Annotated in this window: 20 protein-coding genes and 1 other annotated feature; of the genes, 1 reads left to right on the top strand and 19 read right to left on the bottom strand. The window is 50.9% G+C overall.

Annotated features, from left to right (window positions below):
* Positions 1-88: 88 nt before the first annotated feature.
* The gene (locus AC506A_RS00265) at positions 89-619 is read right to left on the bottom strand and encodes a deoxycytidylate deaminase (RefSeq protein ID WP_495459030.1); all 531 of its coding nucleotides are present in this window, start codon (positions 617-619) and stop codon (positions 89-91) included.
* A 177-nt stretch (positions 620-796) separates the two neighbouring features.
* Complete coding sequence (locus tag AC506A_RS00260) at positions 797-1,285, bottom strand: ComEA family DNA-binding protein (protein ID WP_495459029.1); 489 nt, start codon at positions 1,283-1,285, stop codon at positions 797-799.
* 175 nt (positions 1,286-1,460) lie between these two features.
* On the opposite strand from AC506A_RS00260, the gene comER reads away from it, so the two are divergent.
* Positions 1,461-2,300 carry a late competence protein ComER gene (gene comER, locus AC506A_RS00255; RefSeq protein WP_495459028.1) on the top strand — a complete coding sequence of 280 codons (840 nt, stop codon included), beginning with the start codon at positions 1,461-1,463 and terminating at the stop codon, positions 2,298-2,300.
* Positions 2,301-2,377: 77 nt separating this feature from the next.
* Here the strand turns inward: comER and leuS are convergent, their stop codons facing one another.
* From leuS to AC506A_RS00170, 17 genes are all read right to left on the bottom strand, one after another.
* A complete protein-coding gene (gene leuS, locus AC506A_RS00250) occupies positions 2,378-4,825 on the bottom strand; it encodes a leucine--tRNA ligase (RefSeq protein ID WP_495459027.1) in 2,448 nt (815 codons plus the stop codon).
* Positions 4,826-4,908: 83 nt separating this feature from the next.
* Positions 4,909-5,139: a binding site (T-box leader), on the bottom strand.
* Positions 5,140-5,207: 68 nt separating this feature from the next.
* Positions 5,208-5,969, bottom strand: coding sequence for a class I SAM-dependent DNA methyltransferase (locus AC506A_RS00245; RefSeq protein WP_495459026.1), 762 nt, complete (start codon positions 5,967-5,969; stop codon positions 5,208-5,210).
* Positions 5,970-5,971: 2 nt separating this feature from the next.
* A complete protein-coding gene (locus tag AC506A_RS00240) occupies positions 5,972-6,910 on the bottom strand; it encodes a CvfB family protein (RefSeq protein WP_495459025.1) in 939 nt (312 codons plus the stop codon).
* Positions 6,907-7,254, bottom strand: a complete 348-nt coding sequence (gene rsfS / locus AC506A_RS00235; protein ID WP_475779117.1) for a ribosome silencing factor — start codon at positions 7,252-7,254, stop codon at positions 6,907-6,909. Before rsfS ends, AC506A_RS00240 begins: the two co-directional genes overlap by 4 nt.
* Complete coding sequence (yqeK, locus tag AC506A_RS00230; protein WP_495459024.1) at positions 7,251-7,826, bottom strand: bis(5'-nucleosyl)-tetraphosphatase (symmetrical) YqeK; 576 nt, start codon at positions 7,824-7,826, stop codon at positions 7,251-7,253. Before yqeK ends, rsfS begins: the two co-directional genes overlap by 4 nt.
* Complete coding sequence (gene nadD, locus AC506A_RS00225) at positions 7,816-8,403, bottom strand: nicotinate-nucleotide adenylyltransferase (RefSeq protein WP_495460924.1); 588 nt, start codon at positions 8,401-8,403, stop codon at positions 7,816-7,818. The genes yqeK and nadD overlap by 11 nt, the downstream gene beginning before the upstream one ends.
* 44 nt (positions 8,404-8,447) lie before the next feature.
* Entirely contained in the window at positions 8,448-8,738 is a 291-nt protein-coding gene (gene yhbY, locus AC506A_RS00220; RefSeq protein WP_495459023.1) for a ribosome assembly RNA-binding protein YhbY, read from the bottom strand.
* Between the two features lie 41 nt (positions 8,739-8,779).
* Positions 8,780-9,640 carry a shikimate dehydrogenase gene (gene aroE, locus AC506A_RS00215; RefSeq protein WP_495459022.1) on the bottom strand — a complete coding sequence of 287 codons (861 nt, stop codon included), beginning with the start codon at positions 9,638-9,640 and terminating at the stop codon, positions 8,780-8,782.
* Between the two features lie 51 nt (positions 9,641-9,691).
* A complete protein-coding gene (yqeH, locus tag AC506A_RS00210) occupies positions 9,692-10,816 on the bottom strand; it encodes a ribosome biogenesis GTPase YqeH (RefSeq protein WP_495459021.1) in 1,125 nt (374 codons plus the stop codon).
* Positions 10,813-11,367 carry a YqeG family HAD IIIA-type phosphatase gene (locus AC506A_RS00205; RefSeq protein WP_495460923.1) on the bottom strand — a complete coding sequence of 185 codons (555 nt, stop codon included), beginning with the start codon at positions 11,365-11,367 and terminating at the stop codon, positions 10,813-10,815. The genes yqeH and AC506A_RS00205 overlap by 4 nt, the downstream gene beginning before the upstream one ends.
* A 95-nt stretch (positions 11,368-11,462) precedes the next feature.
* Positions 11,463-13,697, bottom strand: coding sequence for a DUF4129 domain-containing transglutaminase family protein (locus tag AC506A_RS00200; RefSeq protein WP_495459020.1), 2,235 nt, complete (start codon positions 13,695-13,697; stop codon positions 11,463-11,465).
* Positions 13,697-14,953, bottom strand: a complete 1,257-nt coding sequence (locus AC506A_RS00195; RefSeq protein WP_495459019.1) for a DUF58 domain-containing protein — start codon at positions 14,951-14,953, stop codon at positions 13,697-13,699. Before AC506A_RS00195 ends, AC506A_RS00200 begins: the two co-directional genes overlap by 1 nt.
* Positions 14,954-14,958: 5 nt before the next feature.
* Positions 14,959-15,915 carry an AAA family ATPase gene (locus tag AC506A_RS00190; protein WP_495459018.1) on the bottom strand — a complete coding sequence of 319 codons (957 nt, stop codon included), beginning with the start codon at positions 15,913-15,915 and terminating at the stop codon, positions 14,959-14,961.
* Positions 15,916-16,099: 184 nt separating this feature from the next.
* A complete protein-coding gene (spoVAE, locus tag AC506A_RS00185; protein ID WP_495459017.1) occupies positions 16,100-16,450 on the bottom strand; it encodes a stage V sporulation protein AE in 351 nt (116 codons plus the stop codon).
* A 26-nt stretch (positions 16,451-16,476) separates the two neighbouring features.
* The gene (gene spoVAD / locus AC506A_RS00180; RefSeq protein ID WP_495459016.1) at positions 16,477-17,493 is read right to left on the bottom strand and encodes a stage V sporulation protein AD; all 1,017 of its coding nucleotides are present in this window, start codon (positions 17,491-17,493) and stop codon (positions 16,477-16,479) included.
* Positions 17,480-17,947: a stage V sporulation protein AC gene (spoVAC, locus tag AC506A_RS00175; protein ID WP_495459015.1), complete on the bottom strand. Its 468-nt coding sequence runs from the start codon at positions 17,945-17,947 to the stop codon at positions 17,480-17,482. The genes spoVAD and spoVAC overlap by 14 nt, the downstream gene beginning before the upstream one ends.
* 381 nt (positions 17,948-18,328) lie before the next feature.
* Positions 18,329-19,435: a LacI family DNA-binding transcriptional regulator gene (locus tag AC506A_RS00170; RefSeq protein ID WP_495459014.1), complete on the bottom strand. Its 1,107-nt coding sequence runs from the start codon at positions 19,433-19,435 to the stop codon at positions 18,329-18,331.
* Positions 19,436-19,456: the final 21 nt, after the last annotated feature.

The raw sequence follows: 19,456 nt of genomic DNA, 5'->3' as shown, positions 1-19,456 counted from the left end.
GCAGCCGACTAAAGTAATCCACAGTTATGGACCACACCGCTCTCTTCCTTAGGCACATTCGGAGGTTCTTCCCCACATGCGCTGATGATTAACCAATAACATTCATGCCTGCCTGAGCCGGCGGCTCATAAGCAGCAAGATTCCGAAAAACAATCCCCTTCAAGCTCATAAGGGATATTACCTTATCGCTGTCTTTAGCATATGCACGATGATATACAATCTCGCGCACACCGCTGTTCGCGAGCATATTCGCGCAGGTCCAGCAAGGCTGATCTGTCACATACACTGTGGAACGCTCACGGTCGATCCGATCGGTGAAAAGAAGCAAATTTTGCTCAGCATGAATCGTACGGATGCAGCGTTGTTTCTTTACCATCTGCTCGACCTCACCTACTTGCTTCATCTCCAGCTCTTCGACGATCATACAGCCATCCTCTGAACAGTCTGCAACTCCCATTGGTGCACCGTTATAGGCCGTACCAAGCAGCTTTTTCCCCTGTACCAAAACGGTACCGACATGCCGGCGCGGACATCGTGAGCGAGTAGAAACCATATACGCAATATCCATAAAATAAGTGTCCCAGTCTTTTCTGGCGCTGTCTTGAACTTCTTCTGCCATTTCTGTAGCTCTTCCTCCTTGGCATGTGTTAAATCATGCAAAATATCATCTATGCCTCTCATACAATCCGGCGGCACAAGTACGGGCTTGGAAACGTATGATCATTAATAAGCGAAATAAACGCTTCGTGTGAGATTACTGCTATTGCTTACCGATAATTCTCTTATTGTCGCATAATCAGGGATGGAGAACAATGGAAGATTTCATTTTCTCAAGCAGCTTCGGTCCGATGCCTTTCACGCGAAGCAGATCGTCTATGCTGCGATACAATCCGTTTTTCTCCCGATCCTCAATAATCGATTTGGCCTTGGAGGCGCCGATACCTGGAAGTGCATCCAGCTCCTCAGCCGTCGCATGATTGATATCGATTTTCCCTCCATCAGCAGGTTTCGCAACCGGAGCTGTCTCATGAACAACCGCATCGTTGGACTGTGCAGCTGTCGCAGGCGCAGGTTTCTCGACTACGACCTGTTGCTTGTTGACCAATTGCTGCTCCAGCGGCTTTAATGCTTGGTCCACCTCATCATTCACTTGAACCCAGCCCGGCGGCTCTTCAGCCTTCGGATGTAAGAAGACAGCTGTCGCAGCCATCAGAAGTGCGGCGAGAAACAAAGCAAGAATCAGCAGCTTATACCGATCCAATCGGCCTGATCCGGATTGCAGCATCCCAATACGCCTCCCCCATTTAGAAAACTTTGTAATTTTTACGTTATTGCTGGTCATGATGGCCTTGCTGCCCGGCATAACGTAGTAAGAGCACCACAATTACTTTATAGATTCACTAACCCAATACTGTGTTAAAGCTGCGCTGATTGCCTTATAGCGCATAGGAGGGATTGCGATGAATGTCGGATTTATCGGGATTGGAAGCATGGGCAGCTTGCTCATCGATACGTTTATCGGATCGGGAGCTCTAAAGCCGTCGCAAATAACTGCCAGCAACCGCACCTTAGCAAAAGCAATCTGCTTAGCTGACCGCCATCCCGGTCTTCAGGCTGTCCCTTCGAACCGTGATGCCGTCATCGATCAGGATCTGATCTTTCTATGCATCAAACCGATGGAGTTCAAAACCGTCATCGATCAAATCCGCGATGTCATCCAGCCGCAGCAGATTGTTATCTCGATCACCAGCCCGGTTATGATCGAGCAGTTGGAGGAATCGCTTCCTTGTAAAGTAGCGAAAGTTATTCCGAGCATCACAAACTATATGTGCAGCGGCGTATCCTTGTGTATGTACGGCGACCGGATGACCGATGCCGATAAAAATCGATTGAACCATCTACTCTCCTATATCAGTGAGCCGATGCCAATCAGCGAGCAGCATACGCGCATCGTATCGGATTTATCCAGCTGCGGACCGGCCATCATGTCTTACCTCCTCCAGCGATTCATCGATGCAGCCGTAGAGGAAACCAACATTCCGCGTGATGAGGCGCGTATCGTTGCCAGTGAAATGCTCCTAGGAACTGGCCAGCTCTTAACTGCAGGCGGAATGTCTCCGGAGGAGCTGCAAAGGCGTGTCGCAGTGCCTGGCGGTATTACCGCGCAAGCGCTGGCGCTGCTCAATCGTGAACTGGATGGCGTATTCAACCGGCTTATTCGAGCAACACATGCCAAATACAACGAAGATTTAGAACGTGTGAAAGTGTCATTATACGGCAAAGAGGTGAACGGCCCTTAACGCATGCTTTGCGTTAAGAGGTCGCTCACCTCTTTCTTTATTACAACGGATCCTCTATGAACCCGCCCGCGCCTTGTTTAGCCTACTACGATATTAACCAGCTTGCCTTTAACGACGATCAGCTTACGAACAGTCTTCCCTGCGATCGCTTCCGCTACTTTCTCGGACTCCTTCGCAATTCGCTCCATCTCTGCTTCGTCTGTATCGGCAGCAATTGAAATCCGCTCTACGATTTTGCCGTTAACTTGAACGACGATTTCGACTTCTTGGTCAATCGTCAACGCTTCATCGAAAGTCGGCCATGCCGCAAACGATAAGGCATCCGTACGACCCAGCTTCGACCACAGCTCTTCCGCAATATGCGGCGCAAGCGGCGAGAGCATTTGTACGAAGCTCTCCATTGCTTCACGAGGCAAGGATTCCGCTTTGTAAGCATCGTTGACGAAAATCATCAACTGGCTGATCGCCGTATTGAAGCGAAGGTTCTCGTAATCATCGGTGATCTTCTTAACAGTACGGTGCCAAGTACGTTTGAACACTTCGGAGACTTCCGAAGCTTCGCCGCCGATTTTCTCGGCAAGCTCACCGCTGTCCGTAACAAACAAGCGCCATACGCGAGCCAAGAAGCGGTACATGCCTTCTACGCCGTTTGTGTTCCAAGGCTTTGTCGCTTCAAGCGGCCCCATGAACATTTCGTACATACGCAAGGTGTCAGCGCCGTATACGTTCACGATATCGTCCGGATTGATAACGTTGCCGCGTGATTTACTCATTTTTTCATTGTTGGTGCCCAAGATCATGCCTTGGTTGACCAGCTTGTGGAACGGCTCTTTCGTATCCACTACGCCGATATCATAGAGCACTTTATGCCAGAAGCGCGCATACAGCAAGTGAAGTACGGCATGCTCTGCGCCGCCGATATACAGATCGACAGGAAGCCACTCGGCCTGCTTCTCTTTGGAGCACAGCTCCTTATCGTTATGCGGATCGATGAAGCGCAGGTAGTACCAGCAGCTGCCGGCCCATTGCGGCATCGTGTTCGTCTCGCGGCGGGCACGCAGACCTGTTTCCGGATCGATTGTTTCTACCCACTCCGTTACATTCGCAAGTGGAGATTCGCCTGTACCCGATGGTTTGATTTGTTCAACGTCAGGAAGCAGCAGCGGCAATTGATCGTCCTGTACCGGCTTCATTGTGCCGTCTTCCAAATGCAGAATCGGAATCGGCTCACCCCAGTAGCGTTGACGGCTGAACAACCAGTCACGCAGACGGTAAGTTATTTTGCCTTGGCCTTTACCTTCCGCTTCGAGCCATTCGATAGCGCGAGCAATAGCTTCTTCGTTGCTGAGTCCGTCCAAGAATCCGGAATTCACATGTGGACCGTCGCCGGCGAAAGCTTCAGCCAGTACATCGCCGCCTTGAACAACTTCCACGATCGGCAAATCGAACTGTTTTGCAAACTCCCAGTCGCGTTGGTCATGTCCCGGAACGGCCATAATCGCACCTGTGCCATATCCGGCAAGGACGTAATCGGCAATCCAGATCGGAACAAGCGCACCGTTAACCGGATTGACTGCATAAGCACCCGTGAATACGCCGCTCTTATCCTTATTAAGATCCGTACGCTCAAGATCGCTCTTGCGTGCGGCTGTCTCTTGATAATCCTTAACAGCAGCTTGCTGTGCAGAAGTAGTAATTACATCTACCAGTTCATGCTCCGGTGCAAGTACGCAGTAGGAAGCTCCGAAGAGGGTATCCGGACGAGTCGTAAATACGACAAGGGAAGCATCATGTCCGTCAATTGCAAATGTAACTTCCGCACCTTTGGATTTGCCAATCCAGTTGCGCTGCATATCTTTAATGCTCTCTGTCCAGTCCAGCTCTTCCAAATCTTCAAGCAGACGCTCTGCATATTCCGTAATCCGCAGCACCCATTGGCGCATCGGTTTACGAATGACCGGGTGGTTGCCGCGCTCGCTCAAGCCGTTGATAACTTCCTCATTGGCAAGAACAGTTCCAAGTGCAGGACACCAGTTAACCGGCACTTCCGCTACATAAGCCAGACCTTTATTGAACAGCTGAATAAAGATCCATTGCGTCCACTTGTAGTAGTCTGGATCTGTCGTGCTGAACTCGCGGTCCCAATCATAGGAGAAACCCAGCGATTTAATTTGACGGCGGAAATTGTTGATGTTCTTGACCGTAATTTCACGCGGGTGTTCACCTGTATCCAGCGCATGCTGCTCAGCCGGTAAGCCGAATGCATCCCAGCCCATCGGATGAAGCACGTTGTAGCCGCGCATTCTCTTATAACGCGAGACGATATCTGTTGCAGTGTAACCTTCCGGATGACCGACATGAAGGCCTGCTCCGGATGGATAAGGGAACATATCAAGTGCGTAAAATTTCGGTTTCCCTGCATCCTCGGTCGTCTTAAACGACTTGTTCTCATCCCAATGCTTCTGCCATTTCGGCTCAATGACTAAGGGGTTATACCCCTGCTGCTCTTGGCGTTCCTGTGTCATAACGAATTGCCTCCCTATTCTCTCTTCCATGCCAAACCAGTCCTTATCAGAAAACAAAAAAAACTCCCGTCCCTAGCGACAACGCTAGGGACGAGAGATTAGTCTCCCGTGGTACCACCCTAGTTAGCAAACGACATGCTTTGTCGCTGCTCACTCTTTGCCCTTAACGCAGGCGAAACGGCACGTTTACCACTGCAATCGTGTTCACGCGCGGCTCCAAGGCGAGTTCACTTCACGTTGGTCCGGCTTGCACCTACCGCCGGCTCTCTGATCCAAACGCTTCTAAAGCTACTGCTCCTCTTCAACACCTAAATAGATAGTTCGATTATAAAGAAGCGAATCCTGTCATGTCAAGGCGCAGAACGCCCGTAATCGGTCAAATTCACTTGATTGCCGCAAAAAACAGCCGTTCTGATTCCGAATCAGCCTCATTCATCGTGAAATCCGCAAATTGCTCTACGCGACTGAATCCCGCCATTAGCAGTGATTCCCGAATCCACTCCGCGTCATACGCCCGCTGTACATGCATCTCCTCGATGCGAGAAAACCTGTTATCTCGCGAGCCGCTATCCTGTGCAAATATCGTCAGTCGATGCTCGATTTCAATCCGCTCTTCATCCAGCTCGCAAGTCCAGATGTAGGCAACATCCGGATCATCGAGTACAAACGGCTGCTCTGCGGCATACCTAGCTAACGTATTTGGCGCATGAACATCAAAGAGGAACAGACCACCCTCTTTCAAGCCAGCGAAAGTGGACTGAAAAGCAGCTTGAACCTCGTCTTCCTCTGTCAAATAATTGATACAATCGCAGAATGAGATGACGGCATCGACCTGTTCGCCAATCTCCCACTCTGTCATATCCTGCTGCAGCCAAGTAAGCGTGCCGCCGCTGCGCGAAGGCTCCTCGCCCCACTTGCTCTGCCCAATGGTCAACATATCAGAGGAAAGATCAATCGCGAAGACCTGGTAACCGCTTCGTGCCAGCGGAATTGCAATGCTGCCTGTTCCGCATCCCAGATCAACGACGGTTTTCGGAGTTCCATAGCGTGCCCAGCAATCCTCTGCAAACTTCAGCCACTGCGGATACGGCATCTCTTCCATCAGCCTGTCATACACAGAGGCGAAATGCCGATAGGCTTCCATTGCTATTCCCCCGCGTCTGCCGAAGAAGCAGCCGGCTGCGACATAACAGTCGCCGTCGTTGCTTGCTCGGTCAGCTTCGTCCAGCTTCCTTCTTGAACGACGAGTCCTTCGCGCATCAGCTTACCGATCGCTCTCTTGAACGCGCCTTTGCTGATGCCGAATTTTTCCTTGATGATTTCAGCCTGCGTTTCATCCGAATATGGCATTGCGCCATTCGGACGCTCTTTCAAGAAGGTGAGAATCCGCTCCGAGTCTTCTACCCGTCCAACTTCCTTACGTTGATTCATAGACAGGTTCACCCGTCCGTCCTCGCGTACGAACGTAACCCGCGCTTTCACACGCTCACCGAGTCGAAGCAACCGAGTCCGCTCATCCGCAGGAATAAAGCCGTAAGCGCCAAAACCAATTACGCCGCCATCGATCATCACAAACGAGCCGATCTTAAGCGTCTTCGTTACCCAGCCCTCAACCCATGTGTTATGCCAAGCTTGCGGCGCGTGGAAGGCCAGCTCCGATAGTTCTTCCTCGAAAGCAACCTTTGCGACCAGACGGCCGATTTTGTCATGAGCCAGAATTACGTGGACCTCATCGCCCCGTTTCGGACGAAGTTCCTTCAGTTCAGGTTGCTCAGACAGTGGCAGCAGAAGCTGACGGCCGAGGCCCATCTCCAGAAAAGCTCCGATACGCGGATGAATATCCGCTATTGCCAGTCTCGCCACAGTGCCGAGCTGGATAAGAGGTGTCTTCATCGTTGCAGCGATGCGATCTTCCGAATCGAAGAACAGAAAAACATCATAGAATTGCCCGATTTGCGGACGATGTCCGACAAGCTCGGTATAGTGCAACAGCACTTCCGATTCACCATCGGTCATGAAATAACCGTAAGGCGAAACTTCACGTGCCAGCTTAAGATTCATTGTTGTGCCGGCGATTAAACTCATGCGAATTCCACGACCTTCGCGTCGGACCATAGACGTTCAATATTGTAATATTCGCGTTCTTCGCGGTGGAACACATGGACGACAACGTCGCCGATGTCTACCAATATCCATCTTCCTGTATCCGCGCCTTCTATCCCGCGAACACGTACGCCGCGCGACTCCGCTTGTTTGCGAATTTCCGTTGTAATGGCCTGCACCTGCACATCCGAATTCCCGTGACAGATAACAAAATAGTCCGCTACAAGCGAGATGTTCTTCAAGTCAAGCGCGATCACATTTTGCGCTTTCTTATCATCAGCTGCCTTAACTACAAGCTTAAGCAGCTCGTCGGAATGAACCGTCATAGCCCAGCCTCCCGTATCGTTAGTAGTAAATCATTTCGCGCAGCAATCGTCAGCGGATAAATCCGTTTTCCCTGCTGCAGCAAATAAGAAATCGTTGAATCAAACCCCGCAACCAATGCGCGTTCCACGCTATGTTCCGCTAATTCCCGAATGGATTGAACAGCGGGAAAATCGCGGCCGGGCTCCATATAATCGGCAAGACAAACGATCTTGTCCATCAGCGTCATCTGCTCACGCCCGGAAGTATGATAACGAATAGCATCAAGGATCTCCATGTCAGTGACGCCGTAATCACGTTCTGCGACGAACGCACCGACAGGCGCATGCCACAACTCTTTATCAAACACCAGCAAATCAGCGGGAAGCCCTTCTTCCCGAATAATCGTATCCATACGTAAGGTAGGCCAATATTTCGCTACATCATGTAAAATAGCTGCCTGTTCAGCTTTAACAGGGTCGGCGCCAAACCGCTCAGCAAGAATAACGGATGTCTCCATTACGCCTACTGTGTGCGTCCATCTCCGCTCCGGCATCTCGGCTTTTACCCTGGCAATCATCTCATCACGATTCATAAAGCTCGTTCCTTCTTATAAACGAATAGACCTTCTCCGGAACGAGGAAACGAATCGACCGGTCCTGTGCCCTTCGATTTCGAATATCCGTAGAGGAGATATCGATCTGCGGCATCTCAATCATCGTCAGCCTTTCCTGCAGATAAGCGGGAAGCTCGTCTGCCTTCAATTCTTCACCGGCTCTGCGCACCCCGATAAAGCGAACCAAAGCTGCCAGTTCTTTGATTTCATGCCACAGCGGCAAGTCATTCACGCGGTCCGAGCCGATGATGATGCTGAATTCCCTGCCGGGGTAGATCTCCATGAGTGATTTTACGGTATCAATCGTATAACTGGTGCCTTCACGCTCCAGCTCAACGTCCATTGCGCGGAAATGGGGTTGAAAATCAATGGCACGGTACACCATCTCAAGCCTAGTCTGGCCGTCAGCAAGAGGCCCGTTTTCTTTCAGCGGCGGATGACCGGCAGGTATAAACCAAACCTCGTCGAGACCGCAAGCTTCGCGTGCCGATTCGGCAGCAAGCAAATGGCCATAATGAATGGGGTCGAACGTTCCGCCCATAAATCCCACTTTAATCAACGACATCGACATGACTCCTCTCGCCTTAGCCGAACCCGCCCTTAAGGAAGCTCGATTGTTTTGTTATCTTTCGATTCTTTGTACAATACGATCGTTTTGCCGATGACTTGTACAAGCTCGGAGCCGGACTCTTCTGCGATCCATTTACCTACTTCTTTGGGATCGTCCATGCAGTTATTCAGAACGGATACTTTGATCAATTCGCGAACTTCAATCGCTTCTTCGATATGGCGAACGAGATGATCGTTTGTGCCGCCTTTACCTACTTGGAAAATCGGCTGTAAATGATGCGCAAGCGAGCGCAAATGACGTTTTTGTTTACCTGTTAGCATATGTGATTCCTTCTCTCGTCAAAGTGAAAACGGTACTTTCCTTATGTGGCGAGCAGCGCTTCCAGCACCGTCTCCCGCATGGCGGCAACCGGAGCCGGACGGCCCGTCCAATATTCAAAGGCGTACGCGCCTTGATAAATAAACATTCCAAGCCCGCCGTGAATGGTGCAGCCTCGTTCTTTCGCTTCCGCGAGAAATCTCGTCGTCAGCGGGTTATAAATAAGATCGCTCGCAACCGTATCCGGTTTAAGCCATGCACAATCAATTGGTGTGGCCTCCACATTCGGATACATGCCAAGCGAGGTTGTATTAATAATAATGTCATTCAAACCGCAAGCTTCCTGCAATTCATCCTGCCCAATCGCGCGAATCGAAGGAACCCATGCTCGGAATGCATCAGCAAGCTCTTCAGCACGAGCTGCCGTCCGGTTGGAAATCGTAATCGAGCCGACGCCTTCACGGGCAAGTGCATACAGAATCCCTCTTGTCGCGCCTCCTGCACCGATAATAAGCACATTAGCGCCTGCAAGATCTGACTTTGCCTCTTCTTTGAGCGACCGAACATAACCAAGACCATCGGTATTGTAGCCTGTCAGATGACCGTCTGTGTTCACGATTGTGTTAACAGCACCGATCGCCTGCGCGCTCTCGTCGATTTCATCGAGCAAAGGCATGATATCGAGCTTATGTGGAATCGTTACGTTCACGCCTCTGATGCCCATCGCACGCACACCTGCTACGAAATCGCCAAGTCGGTCACCAGTAATATGAAAAGCTGTGTAAATGCCATTGATCCCGGTCTCTCGGAAAGCCCGATTCATCATAATCGGCGATTTCGAATGATGTATCGGATCCCCGATTACACTGTAGAGCACGGTATGGCTGTCCACCGCGTTGCCCATCCTTCTGTTCACTCTCCCCATGCAAGATGAATCGGCTGTTGTTCTATTCGATTAGATCAGCGCATCACGCTGCAGCACACGAATCCCCTTCGGTGCGAACACATCAACCAGTGCACCGCTGCTGCCGTTGATATGAATCCAGCCCAAACCGGAAATAAACACATCCGTATCTGTGCCGCGTTTAATCGTCAAACGATGACGCGTCCAAGCCGGCATTTCCTCTAATTGCTCCTTGGAAGGAGGTGCAAGCATTTCGCCCTTATGCGTTTCGTACAGCTCATCTGCGCGCTCAAGCTTCGTCCGGTGCACTTGCAGTGCATTTGAAACATAGAGAGAGAAGGATTGACGATCTCCTTCGATAAAATCAAACCTCGCCAGTGCACCGACAAACAGCGTTTGCCCCGCATTCAGCTGGTAAACCAACTGCTTAATCGGCTTATCCGGCAGCAAGGCGCCAAGCACCTCGCGCGGCACGATTTCCGTCATCCGGTGAGCATATACGATACCTGGCGTATCAATAATTTCATTCCCGTCATCAAGCGGAATATGAACCGCATCCAGCGTTGTACCCGGGTAACGGGACGTTGTCAGTTCACGTTCCAGATCGCTGTAGTCGCGAATCAGTCTGTTGATTAATGTTGATTTTCCGACGTTAGTGGCGCCGACAACGTACACATCCCGCTTACCGCGGTGCGTGCCGATTGCTTCAATAACGCGCTCAAAGCCGATATTGCGCTTCGCGGAGCAAAGCACCACATCGACAACCTTCAAGCCTTGCGCCTTTGTTTGCTTCTGAACCCAGTTAAGAATCCGGTTCGGGTTAATGCTCTTTGGCAGCAGGTCAATCTTGTTCACGACCAGCAGTACGGGATTATTGCCTACGAACCGCTGTAAGCCGGAAATCAAACTGCCTTCAAAATCAAACAAATCGACAATATGTACAACTAAGCTTTGCGTATTCGCAATGCCGCTTAGCAGCCGCAGAAAGTCGTCTTGATCAACAGCGATTGACGCCGCTTCATTATAGTTCTTGATTCGGAAACATCTTTGGCAGATGGCCGGATCCTTGGCAAGCGCCGCTTGCGGGATGTACCCCAGCTTGTCCGATGATTCGGTTTGCAGCTTTACACCGCAGCCGGCGCAAGCATGTTTGTCTTCTTCATGGTAAGTAGTCATGATTTCTTATGTTCCTCCTCGGGCCATAGCCCTTTCTTCCGCAGACGGGATAGGGCAATGCGTTCCAGAAACCGATTGAAACGGGTCATGATCCCTTCATCATGTGGTGCGATTGGTCTGACGAGAATGGTAAACAACCCCATCCTTCTACCGCCAAGCACATCTGTCATCATTTGATCACCGATTACGGCTGTTTGCTCCGCTGGCAAACCAAGTTCATTAAGCGCGCGAGTAAACGCCCTTCCGGCCGGCTTACGGGCAGCATGAACATACGGAATGTTCAGCGGATCCGCAAACTTCCCGACACGTGTCTGATTATTGTTGGATACGATGACAACCTTGAAGCCAAGATTATCGCGCACATCATCGAGCCATTTGGTAAGCTCCGGCGTAGCCAGCGGCTCCCGGGCACCAACAAGCGTATTATCTAGGTCGGTGATAATGCCTCGTATCCCCTGATCTTTCAATGTTTGCAAATTGATATCATAAATGGTATTGACGCGCATGTGCGGCAACAGCCGTTCAAACATAGTTTCGACTCCCCTGCTTATCGCTATCACGCAAACTATACCATAATTAGTGAATTTGTTGCAAAAAAGCCGCTAAAGATGCGTAAACACACCTTTAGCGGCTCTCAAAGCGACTGTTATCCCAAATGCTCCCGAATATGCTTCATCGTCAGCGCCAAGCGATCCGCTTCTTCTCGCGTCATCGACTTATTGCTGTACATCGCTTTTTCGAAAGCCACTTGCACCTCACGAAAATGCGTTTGCAGCGAGGAGAGCCTTCCCGACCAGCGTGCCATCGTTTCCCTGACCGTCTCATACTCATTGTAGTCAAGTCCCTTCTTACGGCAGTGCTTAATCAGACGGTTGGTTTCTTTTACGATTCGCTCATTGATCGTGCCAGAACCTCCGCGATATCGTTTGAACTTCGCTTGCAGCGGCCCTAAGCCCAGCACAGCGAGCAGCAACGCGAGCACAGAAGCTGCAGTCCAGAACATCCAAGCTTTCACCTTAAAGCCGCCATCTTCTGCAGGCTGTGTCTCGTTGTCCAGTTCCGGAACCGGAACAGGTGCGAGTTCAGGTGCCGCTGTGTCCTTCGGTACCGCATATGGGAATGCGAATCCGGAAGTCGCTTCGAAAGGCAGCCAGCCATAACCGTTAAAATAAATTTCAACCCAAGAATGTGCATCTGCGTTTCGCACCGTGTACGTACCTGCATCGCTCTCTTCCGGCTCTGCACCCGTCATCCCTTGGAGACGCTGCATTTCCGGATCGACCGGCTTGGAGCCGGGCGAATACCCCTTCACCCATCTGGCAGGAATGCCAAGTGTACGTGACATGACGGCAAGCGATGTGGAGAAATAATCGCAATATCCCTCGCGCACTTCAAATAAAAAGGAATCCACGAAATCATCACTTACGCGTTTCGACAAGTCCGGTGTATTGGTATAGGCGTAGGTCGCCTGCAAATAGGAGACCAACAAGTTCACTTTGTCGTAAGGCGTTGCTGCTGTAGACGTAATATTCTGAGCAAGCTGCTTCACACGAAGAGGTAATGTATCCGGCAGCTGCAAATACATAGGATTGATGTCCTCGCTTAGCGTTGCAGGTGCTCCGGTTTTCATTGCTTCCACATCAAGAATCGGAACGCTCGATTGAATAATATAGCTTGAAGGGTAGCTGGCCGAGTTAGACTTCGGCAGCCTCAGCTCCCAGGAATCAGACATCCAATTCAGCTTAGGCAGAGATGTATTCTTCCCATCTACCGCAATCACGGACGAGATCGGTCCTGCACCGAATATAACCGGAAACTTATCCTTCTTCAGCATCGTAATCGTCTGATCGACAACCTCTTTATTGGTCGTATCCGCAATACCGCTTGGCTTCAGTTCCTGCTTACTTACGATGGAGCCAAGTGCCTTCTCTTTCTTCTCTTGCGGCGCCTCTGACCACCCCTTACCGCTGTAGAGCGACTTGGTTTCGCCGCGCCAATAGCTGCGTTTGGTGGTCGTTACGGTCATGACCGGCGTGTAGTCAAATTCAAATCCGTTGCCAAGCTCATTATCATCACGACTGTAGCCGGATTGCCCATCTGCATTATTCTTGGTGGCAGCCACAACAATCGCTTTGTCACCGACCAAATTAGGAATCGTTTCACCACGCGCTTCTTTCCACGCCGTGTAAGGATCCGTCAAGATCGGCTTGACAGCCGGAACAAACAGTCCGGCTCCCATAACGAGCGTAATGATAAGCAGCATCGGCAGAAACAAGCTGAGCGGATATTCAAGCAGCTGCGCCCAATTCTCTGGATGACGTTCTTTGAATCTAGAGAAGTGGCTTGCAACCAGCCAGCCGAGGCCGATGAAGACCAGCCAAGCAATCTCGTCCCATAAATGAATCGGTGTAAACAAGGAATCTGCCGCAGCCAGCGATAGAATCGCAAGCCCAACTGCGATCATCATATAAGCTCGTTTATGACGGAGCAGCACAATGGCATGAAATACCGCCCATACACCAAGGCTGATCCAGATAAACGGCGTCAGTTGGTCGTACTGGAGCTTGAACCAATCCAGCCACTGCGCAGGAGAACGTTTATCACCTTCGAATGCTACCCAAACGTACCCCGAGTAGGCTGCATTAAGACCGACCAGTGATACCAGCTGTACAGTGCCGGAAAGCAGCTTGGATGGGATGAGCAGATTAGCCGCAACAGCGGCGAATAGAATCCCATTAACGATCGTGTAGGTCTCTGACCACCAATAGTCACCAAGACATCGAATCCACTGAAATACGATAAGTGCGGAGAAAATAGCCGATAGTTTACGATAGACATCTGCGGAAAACCATTTGATTGCCGCACGATTGAAGGTTCTCATTACGTCTGACCTCCTTCAAGCGCGTCAGGCAGTTCTTGCAGCGAGCTGATTGTATGCACGGAGAAGCCATTCTTACGAAGCAGCTTCATCCATTCATTTCCGCGGATATCGCCGACGATGCTTTTTCCGGCAGCCGCATTAGATTTCAAATGAATGAGGACAGGCACAACGCCGGTTCGGTTCAGCCATTCCATTGCACGAATGGTTTCTTCGCCTACTTGCGGACTGACTATGACTACAAAGGAACCCGCCGCTGCCAGCGTCCCTGACTGCCTGATTGCGCGATAGAGAGGCTGTTCCCCATCCGCTTTCACGCGGACCAGATGATTCATCATCAGCTCGCGTTGATCAGCGGCCGATTTAGGCGCGAAGCCTTCACTCTTCGCGCCGACGGAAATTAATCCGACGACTGTAGCTCTGCGAAAACCAAATTCCAGCAGCGAGGCAGCAGCCGAGACCGCCAGCTCGAATTGGTCCTTATTCTCATAAGACCCGGCATATCGGTCCAACATGACGACTGTACGAGGAAGCGATTCACGCTCGAATTCCTTCGATTTCCACTGCCCCGTCTTAGCCGTAGCATTCCAATGAATACGAGATAGGCGATCCCCATAAATATATTCACGGACACCGTTGATCTGTGTCGTTTCTTTCGCTGATAATCGTGATGCGGAGGTCGAGTACGGCCCTTTTGAGCCTCGTTTCATTTGCTTCCACTGCCGAATCGCAACAATCCGAGGGTACACCGTGAACGGCTCGGACGATTCGAATGACCCTTTATGCTCGAATAAACCGAATATATCCCGCGTTGAGCATTCTGTTGAATCAAACCGGTAGACGCCACGTTCAAGCGGAGGTGTTACATAGTGAACAACGCCGGTTCTGCGATAATTGGGCACGAATGATGCTTCAATCGGAATCACCGTTCCGCTTATGCTTTTCAAACGGTCACGAACGAGTACATAAGGGATGGGCCAGACACCGGGAATTTGCATGGTCAAACTGACTTCAAGCCGGGTTCCGGCAGACAAAGACTGTTCATTGATTGAGTTCGTGCCGTTGCTCAGCCTCCGAACACCGGTAACCGATGCAATCCCGCTCCATCTGCCAAAGACCAGATAAATCAGAAGAACATTAAAGATACAGAACAACATGAAAGACGTCTTGCCGCCTTGAAAAAGTAAAAATAAGAGCGAGATCACATATACAAGGCCGATAAAACGCCACCTGAACATTGTCGCTTTAGCCGTAAGCATTAGCGTCAGCGCTCCATTCGGACAGGGACATTCGTGTCACGGATGACGGACTGAATCACGTCCTCGGGTTTCAGACCGTTCATTCTGGATTCCGTATGCATAATAATCCGGTGGGAAAGCACCGAGGAAGCCAGCAGCTTCACATCGTCAGGAATAACATAATCACGTTCCTGCAGATAGGCGTTTGCTCTGGCAGCTGCTGTCAGTGAAATGGCAGCACGCGGACTCGCACCCAGCTGTACGCCGCTGTGAGCGCGTGTGGCGCGGACGATTCGAATGATATAATCGGCAACCGCTTCGTCGAGATGCACTCGTTTGACCGCTTCCATCATAACGGCGATCTGCTCGACATCTACTATCGGCTCCAGTTTATCCGCCGGTGAGGAAGCATTGGGAGAAATAATCATTTGCCTCTCCGTCGCAGCATCCGGGTAGCCTAGTGTAAGCTTCATCATAAATCGGTCAAGCTGCGCTTCTGGGAGTGTATAGGTGCCGTCGAATTCAATCGGGTTCTGCGTGGCAATCATCGTGAAAGGTACCGGCAATTCATGAGACTCGCCATCCACCGTAACATGATGCTCTTCCATCGCTTCGAGCAGCGCCGATTGCGTCTTCGTGGTAGCGCGGTTTATTTCGTCGACTAACAGCAGGTTTGTCATCACCGGACCAGGCCGGAACATAAACGTTTCATTCTTCGGATGATAAATAGCAACGCCGGTTATATCAGTTGGAAGTAGATCAGGATTGCATTGAATACGTCGGAATTGGCCGCCTATTGTGCGGGAGAGCGCTTTAACGAGCTGTGTCTTGCCCGTTCCCGGCACATCCTCGATGAGTACATGGCCGCCAGCTAGCAGCGCTGTAAGCAGTCTCTCGATTTCGACCTCTTTACCCAATATACAACTGCCCAAATTACGGCGAATTTCCTTACATAAGCGATACTCAGCTGTACGATTGTCCATGACAATTCCTCCCGGATGATGGTAGTTGGATATGAGTGTGGTGATTCTATTATTTTACAAAAAATACAACTACTCGTATAGCAACATAACCGCCAAAAAAAATTGGAGAATCCCACAGGGACCCTCCAATTCAGTAGTACTGTCTATATTTTCCGCGAATCCTTCCGGATGTGATCAGCTTCTGCTACCCCTTAGGCCGAACCGCCAGCGCTGCCAAGAAGGAGAAAATAATCGCGGCGGAAATCCCTGCGCTCGTGATGCTGAATATACCGGTAATGATCCCGATCCAGCCATCGTTCTGATACTCTGTTATCGCGCCGTGCACAAGCGCATTACCAAAGCTCGTTATAGGTACTGTTGCTCCTGCGCCTGCAAATTTGACGAGCGGTTCGTACAAGCCGATCCCGTCCACTACAGCACCTGCTACAACGAGCGTTGCCATCGTATGCGCAGGTGTCAGCTTCGCTACATCAAACATAAGCTGGCCGATGACGCAAATGCCTCCGCCTACGATAAAAGCCCATAAATAGATCATGTAAGCTCTGCTCCTTTCCTTCAATATTAATTGTGCATTGGACTTTCGAGCGCTACGGCGTGAGCAATACATGGGATCGATTCGCCTTGTTGGAACGACAGCGGCGAGAGCAGCGCGCCTGTCGCACAGACGAGAATTCGTTTCAATTCCCCCTGCTGCAATCGTTTAAGCAAATGACCATAGGTTACAACCGCCGAGCAGCCGCAGCCACTTCCGCCCGCCTGTACCTTCTGGTTCTGCACATCATAGATCATCAAGCCGCAGTCGCCAAACACGGTGTCTTCCATTGGCACTCCGTCTCTCTTCAGCAAATCCTTCGCGATGCCATGACCAACTGTAGCCAGATCCCCTGTCACGATCAAATCATAATCTTTTGGCTGTCTGCCTGTGTCGTTGAAATGTGCTTGCAACGTGTCGACAGCAGCCGGAGCCATCGCAGCTCCCATATTAAACGGATCCGTAATACCCAGATCAACAATACGTCCGATTGTCGCGCATTCCACAATAGGACCGTCGCCTGATGGGGCAACGACGACCGCACCTGCTCCGGTTACGGTATATTGTGCTGTCGGCGGCTTCTGGGAGCCATATTCCGTCGGATAACGGAATTGTTTCTCCGCCGTGCAATTATGGCTGCAAGTCCCTGCCAGCACGTATTCGCCAGAGCCGGAATTGACGATGAGTGACGCAATGGCCAGCGATTCCATCGACGTTGAACAGGCGCCGAATACACCCAAGTAAGGGGCACCAATCGTTCTTGCCGCGAAGCTGTTGCTAATAATTTGGTTCATCAGATCGCCGCCAACATAGAACTGCAGCTGCTGCTTGTTGACTTTGGCATATTTCAGCGCCATTTCAGACGCTTGCTCAAGCAGGAGTCGCTCCGCTTTCTCCCAGCTCTTCTGCTGCATATCGAGCTCCGGATGGACAAGATCGAAATCGGCTGCCAGCGGTCCTTCCCCTTCGTCCGGACCGACGACCGTCGCCGCGCCAATAATGACCGGACGCTGATCAAACCACCATGTTTGTTTACCGCGTAGCATGAAAACTCCCCTCGATTCCGAACACTAAGTAGATAATTCCGACTAAAAATGCAGCAACGACGCCAAATACGATAACAGAGCCTGCCAGCTTGAACATATTCGCGCCTACACCGAGCACGAGTCCCTCACTACGGTGCTCAAGCGCCGCCGAACACATCGAGTTCGCGAAGCCTGTAACGGGAACCGCTGTACCCGCTCCTGCCCACTGCGCAATCTTGTCGTATACGCCAAGACAAGTCAGAATGACAGAAATTACAATTAGTACAGCTACCGTCGGATTGCCCGCATCTTCTTTGGACATATGGAGCCCATATATGAACACTTCCGTTATGGCTTGTCCAAGTATACATATGAAGCCACCGACTAAGAAGGCTCTAATACAATTCGCCAATACGGATCTTGCCGGCTCGCGTTTTTTGGCGTAGGCCTGATATTCTTTGGGAGACATAGACATTTTTTGGTATTTGCCTTGTCCTGCGCTTTTCGTTGCGATGATGGTTGCCTCCTTGGGTTCGTCTTTCTGGAGTATGTGTTAAATTGTCGTCCATTATGCCGAAATTGGAAGAGGAAGCAGGTGATCAATCACATGCAAATAAACCTTCGGTGTGACAACCAAAGGTTTACAAGGTAACGTCCGAAAGTGATGCTTAAAGGAACGCGATAAACAATAAAACAACCAGCAGCACGAACAGTACAAGCGCAAGCAGCATCGAAACTCTACGGGCATGTTGCTCCATTTGCATGTGGGGAGGCTCCTCTCTACCTGAAACGGCTTCTGCGCTATCTTATGCGGGCTGGTGCGGATACGAGATTTGTCCAGCCGCGAATTCATGCATCAGCCTGAATTTCGCACGACCAATCTGGCAGAAAGGATGATTTTCTCCGGCTGCGCCTCAGACTGCGCTAGCTTACGCGCAAACTGCTCCACAGCTCGGATCCCCAGCCACTCTTTCGCCAAATCCACTGTGGTCAGCGGAATCACCGCATCCATCCCCGGAGCCGTATTATCAATGCCGACGACTCTTACTTTCTTCTTAGTTCCTTTCTGCTGCAGCAGCTGGAGCATGTATAAGGCGATATCGTCGTTCGCACAAATGTAACCATCCGGCAGTTCTTCATGCTGGGCTGGCCCTTCCCCGTTGACGCCTCTGCCATACATCGCATCCAATCGCCGTTCAAGACCTGCTTGCCACGAATTCCATTGTGCATTTCCATAGGGAACGGTCCATTTCCTCAGTTGAGCGACCGAGGCTGGCTTCCCTGGTTCACCTCGTCGTCCTTCCTTTACTTCGTCCATGGCCAGCTTGCATCCCCACCACCGCTCGCGGAAGCTGACGGCAAAGCTGTCACGACCGACAAAGACGAGCGATTTGCAGCCTTGCGTCAATAAATGATGGCAGGCCATTCTGCCCGCATCCGTATTTGCATTGAGCACGGCATCTGCACCGATCAATGGCTCTTCATGATCTACCAGCACCATTGGCAAACCAAGACGCTTCAGCTTGAGCAGCATGTCCAGCGGGCATTTCCCGGCAATAATGAACCCTGATGCCTTGCTTTCTGATGTATGCATGGACCCAGGCGCAAGCTCCAGCCAGTCCTGTACAGAAGCATTTTCAGCCAATCCAAATGTAAAAAAATTCGGCGTCAATCCATGCATATGGCAGCCTGCCTCCAGCCCTTCCCTGACACGCTGCCAGAAATGCGGCTCCTTCACCTGCAGCTCATGTAAACCGATATGTACAATTCGAGCTCCTTGTTTATCATCTGTCAGGTGAGCAGGAATAGGACGCACCTTGTATCCAAGTGCACTTGCAAGAGCTGTCACTTCCCTTCGGGTCGCCTCACTGACGCCTGGTTTGCCAGCGAGCGCTTGGGAAACAGTATATTTGGAAACACCTAAACGGTCGGCTAACTGCTGCATCGATATTTTCTGTGCCATTGCTGCTGCTTTCCCCCTTCT

The organism is Paenibacillus sp. N22P23, assembly GCF_059383735.1.
The sequence above is the reverse complement of the archived record's forward strand: the minus strand, read 5'-3'. Positions and strand labels throughout refer to the sequence as shown.

Bases quoted from the DNA above. Each gene is read 5' to 3' on its own strand.
- yqeH (WP_495459021.1), bottom strand. From the start codon at position 10,816: ATGACTACTTACCATGAAGAAGACAAACATGCTTGCGCCGGCTGCGGT.
- leuS (WP_495459027.1), bottom strand. From the start codon at position 4,825: ATGACACAGGAACGCCAAGAGCAGCAGGGGTATAACCCCTTAGTCATT.
- AC506A_RS00245 (WP_495459026.1), bottom strand. From the start codon at position 5,969: ATGGAAGCCTATCGGCATTTCGCCTCTGTGTATGACAGGCTGATGGAA.
- yhbY (WP_495459023.1), bottom strand. From the start codon at position 8,738: ATGCTAACAGGTAAACAAAAACGTCATTTGCGCTCGCTTGCGCATCAT.
- spoVAD (WP_495459016.1), bottom strand. From the start codon at position 17,493: ATGCTACGCGGTAAACAAACATGGTGGTTTGATCAGCGTCCGGTCATT.
- AC506A_RS00240 (WP_495459025.1), bottom strand. From the start codon at position 6,910: ATGAGTTTAATCGCCGGCACAACAATGAATCTTAAGCTGGCACGTGAA.
- spoVAC (WP_495459015.1), bottom strand. From the start codon at position 17,947: ATGTCTATGTCTCCCAAAGAATATCAGGCCTACGCCAAAAAACGCGAG.
- comER (WP_495459028.1), top strand. From the start codon at position 1,461: ATGAATGTCGGATTTATCGGGATTGGAAGCATGGGCAGCTTGCTCATC.
- AC506A_RS00260 (WP_495459029.1), bottom strand. From the start codon at position 1,285: ATGCTGCAATCCGGATCAGGCCGATTGGATCGGTATAAGCTGCTGATT.
- yqeK (WP_495459024.1), bottom strand. From the start codon at position 7,826: ATGAATCGTGATGAGATGATTGCCAGGGTAAAAGCCGAGATGCCGGAG.
- AC506A_RS00265 (WP_495459030.1), bottom strand. From the start codon at position 619: ATGGCAGAAGAAGTTCAAGACAGCGCCAGAAAAGACTGGGACACTTAT.
- spoVAE (WP_495459017.1), bottom strand. From the start codon at position 16,450: ATGATCTATTTATGGGCTTTTATCGTAGGCGGAGGCATTTGCGTCATC.
- AC506A_RS00195 (WP_495459019.1), bottom strand. From the start codon at position 14,953: ATGCTTACGGCTAAAGCGACAATGTTCAGGTGGCGTTTTATCGGCCTT.
- rsfS (WP_475779117.1), bottom strand. From the start codon at position 7,254: ATGACGGTTCATTCCGACGAGCTGCTTAAGCTTGTAGTTAAGGCAGCT.
- AC506A_RS00200 (WP_495459020.1), bottom strand. From the start codon at position 13,697: ATGAGAACCTTCAATCGTGCGGCAATCAAATGGTTTTCCGCAGATGTC.
- AC506A_RS00190 (WP_495459018.1), bottom strand. From the start codon at position 15,915: ATGGACAATCGTACAGCTGAGTATCGCTTATGTAAGGAAATTCGCCGT.
- AC506A_RS00170 (WP_495459014.1), bottom strand. From the start codon at position 19,435: ATGGCACAGAAAATATCGATGCAGCAGTTAGCCGACCGTTTAGGTGTT.
- aroE (WP_495459022.1), bottom strand. From the start codon at position 9,640: ATGGGCAACGCGGTGGACAGCCATACCGTGCTCTACAGTGTAATCGGG.